General features: G+C 36.0%; 10 protein-coding genes. 6 read left to right on the top strand and 4 right to left on the bottom strand.

Annotation, left to right across the window (positions count from 1 at the left end):
* Positions 1-265 precede the first annotated feature (265 nt).
* The 4 genes from SUSAZ_05345 to SUSAZ_05330 all read left to right on the top strand — a co-directional run bounded on the left by SUSAZ_05345 (position 266) and on the right by SUSAZ_05330 (position 5,464).
* Positions 266-1,459, top strand: a complete 1,194-nt coding sequence (locus tag SUSAZ_05345; protein ID AHC51436.1) for a hypothetical protein — start codon at positions 266-268, stop codon at positions 1,457-1,459.
* On the top strand, positions 1,459-2,232 hold the full coding sequence (locus SUSAZ_05340) for a radical SAM protein (protein ID AHC51435.1): 774 nt from the start codon (positions 1,459-1,461) through the stop codon (positions 2,230-2,232). The genes SUSAZ_05345 and SUSAZ_05340 overlap by 1 nt, the downstream gene beginning before the upstream one ends.
* A 132-nt stretch (positions 2,233-2,364) precedes the next feature.
* Positions 2,365-3,930: a hypothetical protein gene (locus tag SUSAZ_05335; GenBank protein AHC52496.1), complete on the top strand. Its 1,566-nt coding sequence runs from the start codon at positions 2,365-2,367 to the stop codon at positions 3,928-3,930.
* A gap of 154 nt (positions 3,931-4,084) precedes the next feature.
* Positions 4,085-5,464, top strand: a complete 1,380-nt coding sequence (locus SUSAZ_05330; protein AHC52495.1) for a hypothetical protein — start codon at positions 4,085-4,087, stop codon at positions 5,462-5,464.
* 179 nt (positions 5,465-5,643) lie between these two features.
* On the opposite strand, the gene SUSAZ_05325 is transcribed toward SUSAZ_05330, so the two are convergent.
* The 4 genes from SUSAZ_05325 to SUSAZ_05310 form a co-directional block, all read right to left on the bottom strand.
* Complete coding sequence (locus tag SUSAZ_05325) at positions 5,644-6,045, bottom strand: vitamin K epoxide reductase (protein AHC51434.1); 402 nt, start codon at positions 6,043-6,045, stop codon at positions 5,644-5,646.
* Positions 6,046-6,796: 751 nt separating this feature from the next.
* Positions 6,797-8,473 (bottom strand): acetolactate synthase, encoded by a 1,677-nt coding sequence (locus SUSAZ_05320; protein ID AHC51433.1) that lies wholly within the window; start codon positions 8,471-8,473, stop codon positions 6,797-6,799.
* Positions 8,474-8,685: 212 nt separating this feature from the next.
* A complete protein-coding gene (locus tag SUSAZ_05315) occupies positions 8,686-10,101 on the bottom strand; it encodes an MFS transporter (GenBank protein AHC51432.1) in 1,416 nt (471 codons plus the stop codon).
* A 281-nt stretch (positions 10,102-10,382) separates the two neighbouring features.
* On the bottom strand, positions 10,383-12,371 hold the full coding sequence (locus SUSAZ_05310) for a 3-hydroxyacyl-CoA dehydrogenase (GenBank protein ID AHC51431.1): 1,989 nt from the start codon (positions 12,369-12,371) through the stop codon (positions 10,383-10,385).
* 256 nt (positions 12,372-12,627) lie between these two features.
* On the opposite strand from SUSAZ_05310, the gene SUSAZ_05305 reads away from it, so the two are divergent.
* Positions 12,628-14,397 carry a hypothetical protein gene (locus SUSAZ_05305; GenBank protein AHC52494.1) on the top strand — a complete coding sequence of 590 codons (1,770 nt, stop codon included), beginning with the start codon at positions 12,628-12,630 and terminating at the stop codon, positions 14,395-14,397.
* Positions 14,394-15,194, top strand: a complete 801-nt coding sequence (locus SUSAZ_05300) for a crotonase (protein ID AHC51430.1) — start codon at positions 14,394-14,396, stop codon at positions 15,192-15,194. The genes SUSAZ_05305 and SUSAZ_05300 overlap by 4 nt, the downstream gene beginning before the upstream one ends.
* Positions 15,195-15,583 lie beyond the last annotated feature (389 nt).

Here is a 15,583-nt window from a genome sequence, read left to right as displayed (position 1 = left end):
TCGTTAAAATGAAGAGTTTTATATAATGGTTATTTGAACAGCGGTAATAAAAAGTAAAATGACCCAAAAAGTGTCAAAGGTTTTTAAACCTAAATCAAATCTAATGAGACTAAATGTATTGTTTCAACCCTAAACTATGTATGTATTATCAAAACCTCTCTCCAAATACTACAGTATCTCTCATAGCGCGATTTACGTGTATAATACTGTAATACCGCTTTTTATTAGATAACATGTAAAAGGTATTCCGAGAATTTTATCTTTAATGGATCCTAGACTCTGTGTAGTATGCAGAAGTTCAAAGTACTTATGCGGACTGGCTTATTGCCCCATCGTAGTTAAAAGTATAACTAAGAAGATAGTGGTACCTAAAGAGATGATTGGTTCATCTCCCCCCTCAATCTTTGTGGGAAGATATGGATACCCAAAAGTGAGTGTTTATCCATCAGCTCCTCCAGTGGTAGATGATACATCAGTATACGAGGACCCTAAAACTTGGCTTAACATGGATCTTAACACCTTTTTATCTTTAAGGCTAAGTCTAGTGAGGGGAGGGGAGTCCTTCAAAGTTACCGATGCTAATAATCCCCCAAGGTTTTTACATGATGTTCAAACCCTCTCAATTTCGTCAGGACCATCTGAGATAGAAATGGAATTTACCAAGGAACCTAGAAAGATTGTCTTAGACGAAACATTACCACCTATAGGTCCTTCCGCACCAATAAGGGGGTTTAAATTGGGCAGATTATCAACACCTCAGAAGATAGTGGAAAGGGTTTATGAAGACAAGGACCTTAAGTCTAGAGACGCCGTAATGACTCTCTACAACAATAAGGTCGAGGTTAACATAATATCGCGTCTTTTAAGTGTGGGAGTGCTAGGGGTAAAGAGGAAATTGGTTCCGACAAGGTGGAGTATAACAGCTGTTGATAAAGTGGTCTCAGACAGTTTAATAGAGGAAATAAAACATTTTGAGACTGTTGACAAGATCGAAGTTTACGTAAGGAGGCATATGAAGAATCTCTTTGCAGGAATCCTGATACCGGGAAATTGGGCTTTTGAGTGGGGTGAAGCATGGTTTCCTGGAAGCACATGGAACCAATTTGGTCATGGGGAAGTAGCACTGGAGTTAGATTATGAGGGGTATAGGGGAAGGAGAACATATCCTAAAATCGGTGGCTGTTATTATGCTTCGAGGTTGGGGATAGCCGAAAGTCTTCGCTTAAGGAAAAGGCAAGCTATGGTGATATTATGGAGAGAGATTTATCCTGGATTTAATTTACCTGTAGGAGTGTGGTTTGTGAGGGAAAATATTAGGGAAATGTTTAAGCAGAGACCAGAAGTGTTCGATACACTTGACCAAGCATTAAGAAGAGTTAAAGGAGAGTTGAAAGTGGATCTTCAAGAGTGGTTAAATATATCATATGTAGTAAAGCTCTTTAGGTCGAGGTTATTTTAATGATAATTAGAGAAGTTGAGGTTAAAAGTGCACTTAGTAAGTCTGGTCTGAAAGAAATTGACTATTCCTTAAACCCATATAGTAACTGCAGATTTTCCTGTATCTATTGTTATGCCCAAAGGTATGTTAGTGATGAATGGGGAGAAGTTATAACGGTTAAGAGAAATATTGTTGATGTTCTGAGGAGGGAGGTCTACAAGTATAGGAAAGGAGTAGTGGGGATATCAACAATAGTAGACCCTTATCAACCGGTGGAGGGATTATATAGACTGACTAGGAAAAGCTTAGAGGTTCTCCTATCCCATGGCTTTAGAGTCTCTATCCAAACTAAGTCACCTATGGTTGTCAGGGATCTGGACTTGTTGTCAAGGTATGGTGATAAGGTGGATGTAGGTTTTACTATTACTACGTTTAATGAGGTTGTGAGTAGATATATTGAGCCTCTAGCTCCTCCCCCTAGGGCCAGAGCAGAATCCCTTAAGAAGTTGTCTAGAAGTGTTAGAACTTGGATTTTCCTAGGACCTATTATAAAAGGGGTTAATGACAGCGGTTTTGAGGAAATAATAAAGTTAGCCAGCGAAACTTCATCATTCATAGTATATGATAGATACAATAGTTATAGGGGTTTGCCTAACTTCGATTACACTCAGTCGTGGTGGGAAGAAAAGGAGAATGAAATAAAGGATTTATGTAAAAAATACGGAGTTCATTGCCATTCTGAGAGAGAGGACTGGATTTATGAGCGTCAGCGTAAATATAGGACACTATTTTAGTAATTAAATTTTTAGAAATCACAAGCTTTAATAGAGTAAATAAGATACTTAACAAGTTAACATGATATCGTCTTAGAACTTATCCTTTAGTTTATGTTGAATTTTTATATTTAGTTTCAATTATGTTCAATCATGAGGAGAATCGTTAATATAATCTCTATAATTATTGTGGCAACATTACTATCGGTAATAACTATATCTTCAGTTGAGCTACAGACACAGGCTACATATTCAGTTACAGGTATTGTAACTAATGTCCAAGGTTATAATAGCGGGATACTCTTAGCAGTTAACCAGTATTCTAATGTATTTCAAGGAATATCGTATACCTCTAGTGTGTATTATGTTAACTCATCTAATTTAGTTAAGATACTAACAGTGAGTCCTCCAATAAATTTCAGTGTAGAGTCAACCGTCATACCTCTCAATAGTTCATACTCAGTCGTTAACTCAATATATGTAAATGGGTCAGCCTTAAGTAGCTTATTCTCGGGCACTTTTAAGAACCTATTCTATAGTAATGTCTCTACAATATCGAAGCTTAAAGTGGTGGGCTCCCAGTTATTCAGGAACTATACCGTGGCTTATCCTACCCAACACGGTTTAATTTACATAACCTTACTTGGTAATCAAAGTGTATTATATATTCCGAACCAAGTAATATATAGATTTTATAATCAGACCGTATATAGTTTCATTAATTCTAGTTATGGCAATATGCTAATAATTTATTTAGCGCCACCATCCCAACTAATTTCTTCGTTTCTAGGTCCTGTAACCCCTTCAGCTTTACATTTCAAATCAGAGATAACTCTGTTGGGTAAATGGAATATAAGCTTAAGCGGTTTATCTGGGGCTGAATTGATAAAGGATTACTTAATAGTCTCGAATTCAACAACAACAATGATAATTAATACTAGCAATGGTAAAATATTAGAAGAAATTCCCAGCAGTGGGACAATCCCATCAGGAAGCTTAGTTGAAAATAATACAGCATTCTTTGTAGTAGGGACTAATTTGATTAAATTAAATTTAGAAAACCTCAATTATAATGTCACCCCCATTCCCGGTGTGAATTTACCGACTCAAGTTACGTTTGCACCCGGTTATATGGTAATTAATAATGTAATAGAGAATAGGGATAGTTACAATTACCTATTAGTGAACTACACTAACGGGAATATTATATATAATTCAACCTCTTCATATCTATACCCACTACAGGCTTTTTACTCTAATGGGTATCTATATCAGATTCAGCTGACTAAAACTAATAATGTATATATCTCGCTTATTAATGTGTCTACGCCAACGTTTTCATATTCTTCAAGTACTACGACAACAAGCACATCATCTACCACAACCTCTACATCATCTACATCAACTACTACTTCCACTACGTCTTCCACCACCACGTCAACCACAAGTTCAACTACTACTCAGACCACTAGCCAGACTACATCCACGTCATCAACAACCACAACTTCGACGTCCACCACTTCTTCATCAAGTGTTCCACCCTCTACCTTAACGAGTTCACAAAGTTCTACAACGACCACACAATCACTATCATCCACCACATCTCCATCAATCCCTGCTTCCTCCAGTTCAGGATTACCTTTAGGAATCATATCTACTGTGGTCGTAGTGGTGATCATTATCGTGGTTGTTGTAGTACTACTAATAAGGAGAAGATGATATAAACAAATTCTAAAATTTTGTATTAAGTTATGTTGAAGCTTTTTATACATGTTTATTTTCGCATATGTTATTTTTTACTTCCTGGAGAATTTCACTAACATCAGTCAGGATAAGAATAAAAAACTAATAGGTTATGACTCCTTATTATAAAATGAGGAAGTTAATGAGAGCCAGATTTTTGAAGATGTTTTACTACAGTCTCAAGGAGAGGTATAATGTAAGTGTTTTCATATTTCTGATTCTTGTTAACGTGATAGCCTTAATATCTCGAGTAATTATTGACAACCCCTACTCTTTTCAGGTGTTTCCTATTGATTATGGGCAAATAACTCTCCTCATAACGTCTTTTTTAGTGTTAACATTCTCTATTATCAGAGGTTTATTTCAAATGGAGATTAAAAGTAATATAGATTTTCTTTTAACTACTCAGGAGAGACCTCAATATCTTCTACTTCTAGCTGGAATTGCAGACTCAATATACATGATAATTCTTCTAATCTCATTCGTTGTTACATACTCCACGTCTCTTAACGTTATTAATATCATAAACCTTGTAATGTTTACCACTTCACTATCAATTCTTATTGTATCTCTAAAGTCCCTTACAACTCTTAGAAGACTGGTAATAGTTTTAGCAATATCAGCGTATATCATTATTACTGCATTATTATTTCCTACTTTTAACCCGATCATTTGGGTTATTCAAGGAAATGGGTTGGGTTCAATAGTTTTAGTTTTCCTGTCTTTGACTAGCATTATATTCTCTATCTATGCATCAAATGAAATTTATCAAAATGCGTATGGAAGTGATAGGTATGAGTTGTCAAAAGAAGAGGTGAAGTCGAATAAGGAATTACCGAAAAATATAGTAAAACTTATGTTTTATACTTCCGTTCACTCAATTATTGGTGCAAGGGCAGGATTTAGGAACATACTCTATGTAATTATACCTCCATCTGTCATTTTAGGTTTGTTGACGTGGTTTTTTGGTCATAACTTTATATGGTTGCTAATATTGGCTATCATGGGATACATAAATTACTCTGTATATGTGGGGTTTTCGATTGAATCTGAGAGGCTCTGGATAAACTTCATTAATTTGGATTTCGTGAGCTACATAAGGTACAGAATGCTGAGTAGAGTAATTATGTCATTTATAGCCCTATCACCCTTTATAGTCTCTTTAGTCTTATTACGCGATATATCATTGTTTTTTATAACTGTCTCCTATCCGTTCCTAATATGCCCGTTATCCTGGCTTTTATTTACCTATTCAGGTGTTCCTCAAACTAAGGATATTGGTGTAGACTATGCGAACCAGGAAGCCTTCCTCACTGTCTCTAGGATGTTGATAATGTTAATACTACCGGTTTTAGGTACAACGGAGGCTGTAATAGGCTCTTTAAATCTCTATCTAGGGAGTGAAGTGCTCTTCTTGGTAAATGTTATTACATATGTGATTCTGGTTTACGTAAAAACTGGTGTGTGGAGCAAGGTAGTGGAAAAGTTAACTGTAAATGGATACGTATGAGGTAGGTTAGTAGAGGAATAGAGGAAAAACCTCTTAGCTTAAAACTTGAGCCATATAATATTAACTCTATTTGTATCTACGTCATTTTAACAAGTGTGAGTTAGTTTGTATCTTTAGACGAGAGAGATTTACAAAATGATGAAAGCCTTGCCATTTATGGTGGGGAGGGAGTTAGTCTTCTAAAGTCTAGATACTTTTAATACAAAATATCCCATGACTAAGGCTATTATATGTGCGGTAGTACAGTATATGCAAATCGCATGAATTAATTCCACTTCAGAGTAAACTAGATATCCCACAAACATAACTCCTATTATCCAAGGGTAAATGGTAACTTCTTTCTTTATCATCCACAATCCTAGCATTAATGCGAACCAGGTTAGTCCTAGTATTGCCACGGGAATTCCAAAGAACCTAGAATAAGGACTTGAGGCTACAGTTCCGCAGTTTACATAGCTATTTATATTGCAATAGCCTGTATTGAAAGTTGCAGTCAAGGTCTCATAAGTCAAATAAGAGGATAAAATTATGCCTATTATGGATAACAGGACGAAAGCTATGTTAATTGACCTTGATAACATAGATTATTCTTAGGAAAAGGAATTATATAAGAATGTGTTAAATGAAATTAATACTGGTTGTAGCAGAATTACATTGAAAAATCTTCAAATAGTTACAGTAATAAGTCAAATTAACTCTATATATTGCATATCATGAGAATATATACGGCTTTCTGATGTTGGACTATCTTCAGGATTATTTATTGCACACTGGTATTACAAAATGATGAAAGCCTCGACCTTTAGGGCGGGGAGGAGGTCAGTGGCTTAATGCATGTTCAGAAACAATTATTTATCATATTTAACTAAAAACTATGCTGTTAAATGTTCTTAATTTCTTTTTTTGAATAAAATTACCACAATAGGTAATGAGGTTATACGTTAATTTATAAAGCTAAATGGAGTCAGAGTGTGTTGTAGCTGTTATTCTCTTAATTGCTAACAAAGATGTTGAATAAATAGGTTATACTGATTTAAGATATACAAAACTCAATCAATTATTTCTGTTGACTCAAAACCCGCATCCATACTAAATTTGATATACCTAAGTAGTTTTAAAAACTTTTACTACACCATAAATGACTAGTTTTTCGTTCTTCTAAATATATATCCCCGCCATAAATGGCGAGGCTCTCATTCTTTTGTAACTGATTATGTGCACTCCATTAATTCTATTTAGTTTTATAACGCTATATATTAAACCACATAAAAATTATTTCAGGATCTAAAAGTAAATTCATAAAAATACTTAATGTGTGGATTTAAAAACTTTTTAACCCATAAATTTACCATCCTTAATTTCCCTCCAATCAGGTACTGGAGGAATTACCTTATCTTCACTTTTTACTAGTACCTCGATAAACTTAGGAGAATCGTCAACTAATGCTTCTTTGGTCACGCTCTCTATTTCTTCACTCTTCTCTATACGTAGGTACTCTATTCCAAATGAAGACGCCAGTTTTGAGTAGTCAATTTCACTGATTTCAGTCCCAGAAAGTACTCTTCCATATTTACTTAGCATAGCAGCTCTTATCCATCCAAATGACTTATTATTGAATACGAAAACCTTAACGTTAACATTAAGCCTTTTAACAGTTTCAAGCTCTCCAAGATTGAAGAATAGGTTTCCATCGGTGGTAATTGAGAGTATCCTACCACCCGTCGCAAAGTAAGCACCTATTGAAGCAGGCAATGCATACCCTAACCCGCCCATGGAGTAATTATACATTATTCTCCTTCCAGCCATCTTCAACTTAAGGTATGCTGAACTAAAGATCGCTCCTGTCCCTGGATCCACTACCAGAAATGTTTTTTCATCAACGAACTCTGACAGTATCTTCATGAATTTTACAGGGTTTGTAAGCTCTGTTTTTTCATTAGCAAGGGACTCCACAAACTGTTCAAAACCTCTTTTCTCCTTTTCAATCTCACTACTGGACTGATTTCTCTTAACTTCCCTTATCATTCTAATCATTTCCTTCAACGTGAGTTTCGCATCGCCTAAAAGTGGGATAACCTTGTAATTATTACCCAGTTCTCTCTCACTAACATCCAGTTGTATAATTATTGATTTACTATTAGGTAACCTCCAGTCCCATGTGTTGGCTGAGTCAGTATTTGTTCCTATCAGGAATACTACATCAGCTTCAGCTAGAATTTTATTAGAAAATCTAGTACCTCCTCTGGCTCCTATTACGCCTATAGAGAGAGGATGTATTTCAGGAAAAGAGCCTTTCCCGGTTATGGTCGTCGCTACTGGTATTGACAAGGCCTCTGCTAATTTGACTACTTCTTCACTTGCATTCGATAATAGGACTCCCTGACCGCATACTATTACAGGATTTTTGGAGGAGTAGAGTATTTTTAACGCCTCAGTGATCCTTTCTGGGTCAGGCATGAATCTGAGGGAGGGATAGACCGAAAATTCAGGGTTGGAATATACTTCCTCATCACTCACTTCCCCATCATATATATTCATAGGTATTTTAACTACCACAGGTCCTGTCCTTCCGGTTGTGGCGATTCTAAATGCCCTTCTTATGACTCTAGGTAATTGGGAGGGATCGTTTACAGTAATGAATTCCTTTGATAACTTGTTGAGGTAAGAATTATCGTGTTCAGTTAACATGTTTCTTTTTTCGGCATAAGTTGGAATATCACTAACAAACATGATGATTGGGATTCCTGAAATGTTAGCCTCAGCCAATCCCGGAAGTGTATATGGTGCCCCTACATTTGGAACCTCGACAATTCCAGGTTTATAGGAGAATCTAGCATACGCATCAGCCATTATTACTGCATTTCTTTCATCTCTGGCAAACACGTGGGTGATATTTAGATAATCACTAAACGCATCGTAAAGAGGGAATGAGGTCTCTCCTACAAGACCAAATACGTGTTTAACATTATACTTATCTAGAAGTTCGAGCAAAGCTTTGGACGCTTTCATCAAATCCCCTTCCTATATTCGGTTTTAGGATAAAAAGAATTTTTACAAAAAATTTCCTTTTCTATGACGTTGTATCAGTCTGACTTCCTCTACGCCCTAAAGGGCGAGGCTTTCCTCATTATATAAAAATAGTTTTTCCAATTATTGGAGGACTAAAACAAAAAATAAAATGATTTTTTATGTCTTCTCCTGAAAAACTCAACTAATTTGTTTTAACTACCGGTTTTCGCACCTCTTTGCCTCATTGCTTCATTAACTTCCTCTAATCTTACTCCTACTGTCTTGGGGACTGTAAACCATAGTAGAGCAGCTGCAAAAGGAACCGGTAATGCCAATATGACCCAAGCATACAATGGTCCTACAATTGAGATCAATGGGAATAGAAGTAATGGTCCGAACACACCACCTAGATGACCTATTCCATCAGTTATGGCAAAACCTGTTGACCTAGAAGCAGTGGGAAATGACTCACTGGACATTAAATAACCAGCCAGATAAGGTGGATTCACAACGAACTCAAGAAGGAAATAAGCAATAAACCACGGTATTAGAGCCTTATTCAATATGAGAAATGTTGTGAGATAACTACTTACCAAAAAACCTATGGCGCCAACTTGCGTTAATATTCTTCTATCAGTTCTCTCAATGAATCCCAACATCGCAAAAGATATTATTGTAGCTCCTACGGCAACAAACCCTAATAATCTAATGTATTCAACATACTGCCCCGGTGTTAAACCAACAACTGCTTTGACAAATGTTGGACCTAATCCTGTTGAGGTGTATTGGATAAAGTATATGAAGAACCAGAATACTGTTAATCCTATTAACCTCTTCAGGAATTTAGATTCTCCTAATATTTTCAGAGGACTTACTTGTTCTTGCTCATATGAAACTATCTTAGGAGATGGTAATGTCGAAACTTTAGCTCTTATCATACTAACTCTTTCTATTCCCTCTACCAATTTTTCTGCTTGCTGATACTTACCCTTTTTAATTAAGACTCTTACACTTTCAGGAGCTTTGATGCTGACTATAACGGTCGATATTAGCCCTAGGGCTGCAGCTAGACCAAAGGCTATTCTCCATCCTAAAGCCTCGCTAGCCGTAACTATAAATGCAACTAATAAAGTCCCTAAACCCACAGCAATCCAGCCGGATATAAATATCCAGTTTCCGTACTTTCCTCGTTTAGAGCTTGGAGAGAACTCAGATATGTAAACCATAGCTAAGTTTAATGATGCCCCTGTACCAACTCCTTCAATAAACCTGAACACAAATAACATGGGGTAATTTATAGAAAGCGCCATTCCTAGGCTACCTATTGTTAGTAATACAAATGAGGCTATTAACGCTATTTTCCTTCCTATTACGTCAGCTGCAAGTCCTAATCCTATGGAGCCTATTATGTAAGCTGCTAATCCTATGGAGACGATTATAGAGGCTTGGATGGTATTGATAAACGGTATATAAGGTAAAGCTAATCCTAAATTCGACACAGCATCATATAATGTGGCAAAATATCCTATTCCTATAGCCCATAGTAAAGCATAAGATAAACCCCATACTGGTAGTCTATCTATTCTAGCTACATACTCATCTAATGCAGATGGTTTGCCTGAACTCATTATTTTACTTTTATTTTGACTTCATATAAATATAATTCTTAATATTCTGAAAATATTGGAGAATAATGATGAATTTTATTAAATATTTTTATAATAAAAGTTATTGATTTACTTTCTATAGCTCGAGATAAGAAGTCAGTGTGCTATGAAATATTGTATAAAAAAAAGTTAAAGATTAGCTTGTTAGTAATAGACAAACGTATTATCTGCACTCTTAAATGTTCCTTTACTTCTTTGACTTCACTGTAATATCTCAATAGAAAAATGATAATATCACCTTTTTATACTCCTTTAAACTGAGGCTTTCTCTTTTCCATAAATGCTCTCACTCCTTCTTTAGAGTCCTCGCTAGTCAAGAGAAGACCAAATAATGTTGATTCTAAGTTAAGTCCAGTGGATATTTCCCTCTCTTCAGTGGAATCTATAGCTAATTTCGCTGCAGCTAATGCTAAGGGTGATTTCTCAGCTATTTTAAGCGCTATTCTTTTAGCCTCTTCCTCTAACTTCTCCGGAGGCACTACAAATTCCACTAATCCTATTTCTCTAGCCAAGGACGCGGAGATTCTCTCCCCTGAATATACAATATATTTAGCCCAACCTCTCCCAACTAGTCTAGTTAGCCTCTGGGTTCCTCCTCCACCTGGAATTAACGCTAGGTTAATTTCAGGCTGTCCTAATTCAGCGTTAGAGGAAGCTATTCTGATATCGCACGCCATTGCCAGCTCAAGTCCTCCGCCTAGGGCAAATCCATTTATAGCAGCGATAACTGGTTTAGGGAACTTAGTTACGGTACTGAAGAGATCCTTTCTGAATATTGCCCGTGACGTAGGACTACCAGACTGTTGGAAACCTGTAACATCTGCACCTGCTGAAAACGCTTTACCACTCCCTGTAATAATGACTACTCTTATCCGTTGATCCTCAGCTAGGGTTGAAAGTGTACTGGTTATCTCCTCAGACATCTTTCCGTTGATTGCATTTAACCTCTCAGGTCTATTCAGAATAATTGTTGCTATAGGTTCTTCTATCCTCACGATTATAGTGTCTAACTTTTTCTCTTCTGCTTTCTTATGCTCATAAAATCCTTTACCCGTCTTTTTGCCCAGTTCGTTACTCTTCTGCATTTCCAGGAGAAGTGGATCAGGATCGTAGAAATCAGATGATGATATATCTTTTAGCGTTTTCATTCCGCTAAGTATCTCGTCTATGCCTATTTCATCAGCATATTCAAATATTCCTTTAGGGTAGTTTAATCCCAATTTAACTGCTAAGTCTATTTCCTCCTTGCTGACAATCCCTTCCCTATACATCCTTGAAGCCACGTTCACTGCTCCGCAAAGAATCAGAGCTGGATTTAATTTCTCCGCTAATTCTCTAGGTATTTCAGGCTTTTGATATTTGCCTGGTGCAGGGTACTGATAGTATCCCTTACCACTCTTTACACCTAATTCGCCTTTCTTAACTTTCTCTTCCACCATACTACAGGGAGGTCTATTGGACTTTAAACCCAATTTCTCTCTAGATCTTAATGCGTTATATCCTATGTCGAGCCCACTGTAGTCTGCAAGTATGAATACTCCCATTGGGAAACCTAACTTATACATGGTTACAGCATCTACTTCCTTAATGTCTGCTAGTCCTTTTTCCACTAGCAAACAAGCTGTACCTGAGACTGCACCTAGAATATTATTTACAACGTAACCTGGCACATCTTTCTTTATCAGTATTGGTTTCTTTCCTATCTTCTTGGCTAATTCATAAGTCGTTAGAGCTACTTCATCATTGGTTTTTTCCCCTTTCATTACTTCGACAAGTTCCATGAGAACTGGTGGATTGAAAAAGTGCATGGCTACAACTCTTTCAGGTTTCGATGTGACTTCAGCGATACTGGTAATTGGTAATGTACTTGTATTTGTGGCTAAAATTGTATCAGGTGAAAGTAGTTTATCTAGAGTGGAAAATATTTGTCTTTTCAGATCTATTATCTCAGGAGAAGCTTCAACTACAAAATCGGCATCTCTTATACTTTCATTTAACCCGACAACAGGTATAATCCTTGAAAGCACTTTATCAACACTTTCCTTGATCCTGTCTTTCTCCTTAAGTTTACTTAAACTCCATCTTATGTTGTTAAGGCTTTTACTTAGAATATCTTCTGATACATCGGAGAGGTACACATGGTATCCAGCTATGGCAAACACTTCGGCTATTCCATGACCCATGGTTCCTGCTCCGACTACGAGTATTTTCTTAATATCATCGACTTTCATAATCAAAATTATAAATTTGTAGGATTAATAAATATTATACTCACGTAATGGCAGTCCAACTTTTACAATTTATGGACTAATTTTGAATGTGTACTCATTCAACCAAACTGCTCAAAAATGATCTGACACTATAAGGAACCGGTGTCTTTATCATTAAAAACTCATGTTCCTTATTATCGTGGATTCTTTAAATAAGTGCAAAAGAGAGTCTAGGTGTCTATAATACTTATAAATTATCAAGTACAATTTAAAAATAATGAATTTTGATGAATATATTCTATCATTAAATAGAAAATGGGAGAAAATATGGCCGCATCCGTCATTGCCTAAACAGCCTATACTTCCTCTTGGAAAATTACCTATTCATGAATACCTAGAAAAGTACTCCATAATTAACCCGGAAAAACCTTACATAATCTACTATGGTAACAGATTCTCATATAAGGATATTGATACGTGGAGTAATCAGTTTTCTAATTTTCTGATTGAAAACGGATTAAAAAAAGGTGATAAAGTAGCACTTATTTTGCCAAATCTTCCTCAGTTCTACATTTCCTATTTTGGGACTCTTAAAGCAGGAGGAATAGTAGTATTTCTTAATCCTATGTTAAAAGGAGCAGAGTTAGAGTATTTTATAAGATCGTCTTCTCCAAGATTCATTATTACTTTAGATGCAGTCCATAATGAGATAAGAAAAATTCTAGGGGATAAAACCAGAGAAGTAATGGTCGTTACCACATCGTTTGATGAAGTGATTCCTAAAAATCCTGAAATTCCCGTCTACCCCTCAATTAAATCAGTTGAACCTACTGATTTTCTAAGGACTTTGTCTAATTATTCAGGGAAAAAACCTAGTATAGAAATCAATCTAAATGACTATGCCACAATGAACTTCACAGGAGGCACAACAGGTCTGCCTAAATCAGTTATGCACAAACATGAAGGCATACTTTACAAAATGGGAGTTATATACACTTACACAATTGCGCATTTATTAATTGAAAGATATCCAAATACCCATGTTGACTTTGAAGATTTCGCTCGACAGATATACAGTAATAGTGTGACCTTAGTTTTAGTCCCAATATTTTGGATAGCTGGGATTGACGTAGGAATTTTAGGACCTACAGTTTCAGAGGGTACAATTGTACTTCTAACGAGATGGGATACTACTGCAGGAATTCAAGCAATACATAAGTATCATGTATCCACGATTTATGGTCCTTTCGATATATATTGGGACATGATTTCCTATCCTAAAGTAAAGGATTATGATTTGAGATCATTAAACACTTGCATAGGTTCCAGTTTTATAAAGGGGTTAACTGTTGAGTTAAGGAAAAGATGGCAAGAGTTGACTGGCTGTATACTGAGAGAGGCTGCATACGGACTTACTGAAACTCATACTATGGATACTTTTACTGGAGGTTTTCATTTAAACAATCTGGATATAGAACTTGCCGAGAAGAATAATGCGGTCTTCTGTGGAATACCTGTACCAGGTACATTAGTTAAGATAGTTAAAGAGGATGGAGAATTGGCAAATTTTGGAGAAAAGGGAGAAATCGTTGTAAAATCTCCTTCTGTAGTGGAAGGTTATGCAAATAACCCAGAGGAGAGCCTAAAGAGCTTTAAGGAGGGATGGTTCTTCACTGGAGACGTGGGTATGTATGATGATAACGGGTTCTTATATTATATAGCTAGAAAGAAACAGATGATCAAGGTTAAGGGAATTAGTGTATATCCACCTCAAATAGAATTCTTATTATTAAAACATCCTTTGGTTGAGCAAGTCGGTGTTATAGGTGTTCCAGATAAGGAAAGTGGACAAGTTCCTATAGCATTTGTAAAATTGAAGGAAGGGCATGTGCTAACTGAAAACGAGTTGTTATCATGGTGTAAAGCAAATATGGCTTGGTATAATGTGCCCAAGGAGATAATTATACTGGATCAAATGCCTCTGACACCTTCAGGAAAAGTAAGAAGAGAAGAGTTAATTAAAATGTATAAAGGCGAGAAGAAATGAGTTATGAAACTATAAAAGTAGAGAGGCCAGAAAGAGGGATAGTAAAGGTTTTACTCCATAGACCTGAAGTATTAAATGCAATAAACGTGAAAATGAGGAAAGAATTAAGGGAGGTTTTTGAAAATTTGGCTAAAGATAATGAGATCAGAGTAATAATTTTGACAGGTCATGGAAATAAGGCCTTCTCAACAGGCGATGATTTAAAAGATTCAGGCGTCAATTTGAACGATCCTTATATCTTAAGGAATTATCATAACGTAGCTGATGAGATGATGAGATTATTTAACTTAATTGATGATTATCTAAAGCCTGTAATAGCTATGGTTAGAGGTTACTGTTTAGGTGGTGGATTAGAGCTAGCTTTAAGTTGTGATTTTATAGTAGCTGATGAAACTTCAACTTTTGGATTTCCTGAAGTTAACATAGGTTTCATACCGGGCTGGGGAGGTACACAAAGATTACCTAGAAAAATAGGTGAACAGAGAGCAAAATACTTAATTTATACGGGGGATTTCATTGATGCAACTAAAGCTTATCAGTGGGGGTTGATAGACTTTTATGTTAAATCTAATGAGCTTGAAGAGTTTACCATGCAATTAGCTAGGAAGATATCCTCCAAAAGCCCATTAGTTTTGAGGATGGCTAAATTCGCCATAGAAAAAGGGGCTGAATGTAGTTTAAACGCCGGCCTATACTATGAAATCTTATCTTTCATGGTTTCTTCTAAGACTGAGGATATCAAGGAAGCCCATGAAGCCTTTCTTCGGAAGAGAAAACCAGAATTTAAAGGAAAATAACTCATATATGCAAGGAAGGAATAAAGAAAAATGCTAATAATATAGAAATCTTAAAAGTAATATGCTTTTTACCTTTCTAATTGGATTACTTAATAACGGAGATAAAAGAGTTTTATAGGCTTATGATCTCAATTCCTACTGCATTATACAAATTCCATTTATTTTTTATAATCACGTTCTTTCATCATAATAACTAATTATTTGGATAGAGGAAGAATATTGATCAAATAAATCCATCGTAACAAACTCTTTTAAATACTATATCTACTAATGTGGTTTACAAAAGAATGAGAGCCTCGCCCTTTAGGGCGGGGATGTAGATTTAGAAGAACGAAAAACTAGTCATTTATGGTTAGTAAAAGTTTTTAAAACTACTTGTTCATTTATGC

The sequence above is a fragment of the Sulfolobus acidocaldarius SUSAZ genome (assembly GCA_000508305.1).
In the GTDB taxonomy this organism is placed as follows: Archaea; Thermoproteota; Thermoprotei_A; order Sulfolobales; family Sulfolobaceae; genus Sulfolobus; species Sulfolobus acidocaldarius_A.
This window is presented reverse-complemented; position numbering and strand designations above follow the sequence as displayed.

What these genes read in the sequence shown, in the direction of transcription:
- SUSAZ_05345 (AHC51436.1), top strand. Translation starts at nt 266, where the DNA reads ATGGATCCTAGACTCTGTGTAGTATGCAGAAGTTCAAAGTACTTATGC.
- SUSAZ_05340 (AHC51435.1), top strand. Translation starts at nt 1,459, where the DNA reads ATGATAATTAGAGAAGTTGAGGTTAAAAGTGCACTTAGTAAGTCTGGT.
- SUSAZ_05335 (AHC52496.1), top strand. Translation starts at nt 2,365, where the DNA reads ATGAGGAGAATCGTTAATATAATCTCTATAATTATTGTGGCAACATTA.
- SUSAZ_05330 (AHC52495.1), top strand. Translation starts at nt 4,085, where the DNA reads ATGAGGAAGTTAATGAGAGCCAGATTTTTGAAGATGTTTTACTACAGT.
- SUSAZ_05325 (AHC51434.1), bottom strand. Translation starts at nt 6,045, where the DNA reads ATGTTATCAAGGTCAATTAACATAGCTTTCGTCCTGTTATCCATAATA.
- SUSAZ_05320 (AHC51433.1), bottom strand. Translation starts at nt 8,473, where the DNA reads ATGAAAGCGTCCAAAGCTTTGCTCGAACTTCTAGATAAGTATAATGTT.
- SUSAZ_05315 (AHC51432.1), bottom strand. Translation starts at nt 10,101, where the DNA reads ATGAGTTCAGGCAAACCATCTGCATTAGATGAGTATGTAGCTAGAATA.
- SUSAZ_05310 (AHC51431.1), bottom strand. Translation starts at nt 12,371, where the DNA reads ATGAAAGTCGATGATATTAAGAAAATACTCGTAGTCGGAGCAGGAACC.
- SUSAZ_05305 (AHC52494.1), top strand. Translation starts at nt 12,628, where the DNA reads ATGAATTTTGATGAATATATTCTATCATTAAATAGAAAATGGGAGAAA.
- SUSAZ_05300 (AHC51430.1), top strand. Translation starts at nt 14,394, where the DNA reads ATGAGTTATGAAACTATAAAAGTAGAGAGGCCAGAAAGAGGGATAGTA.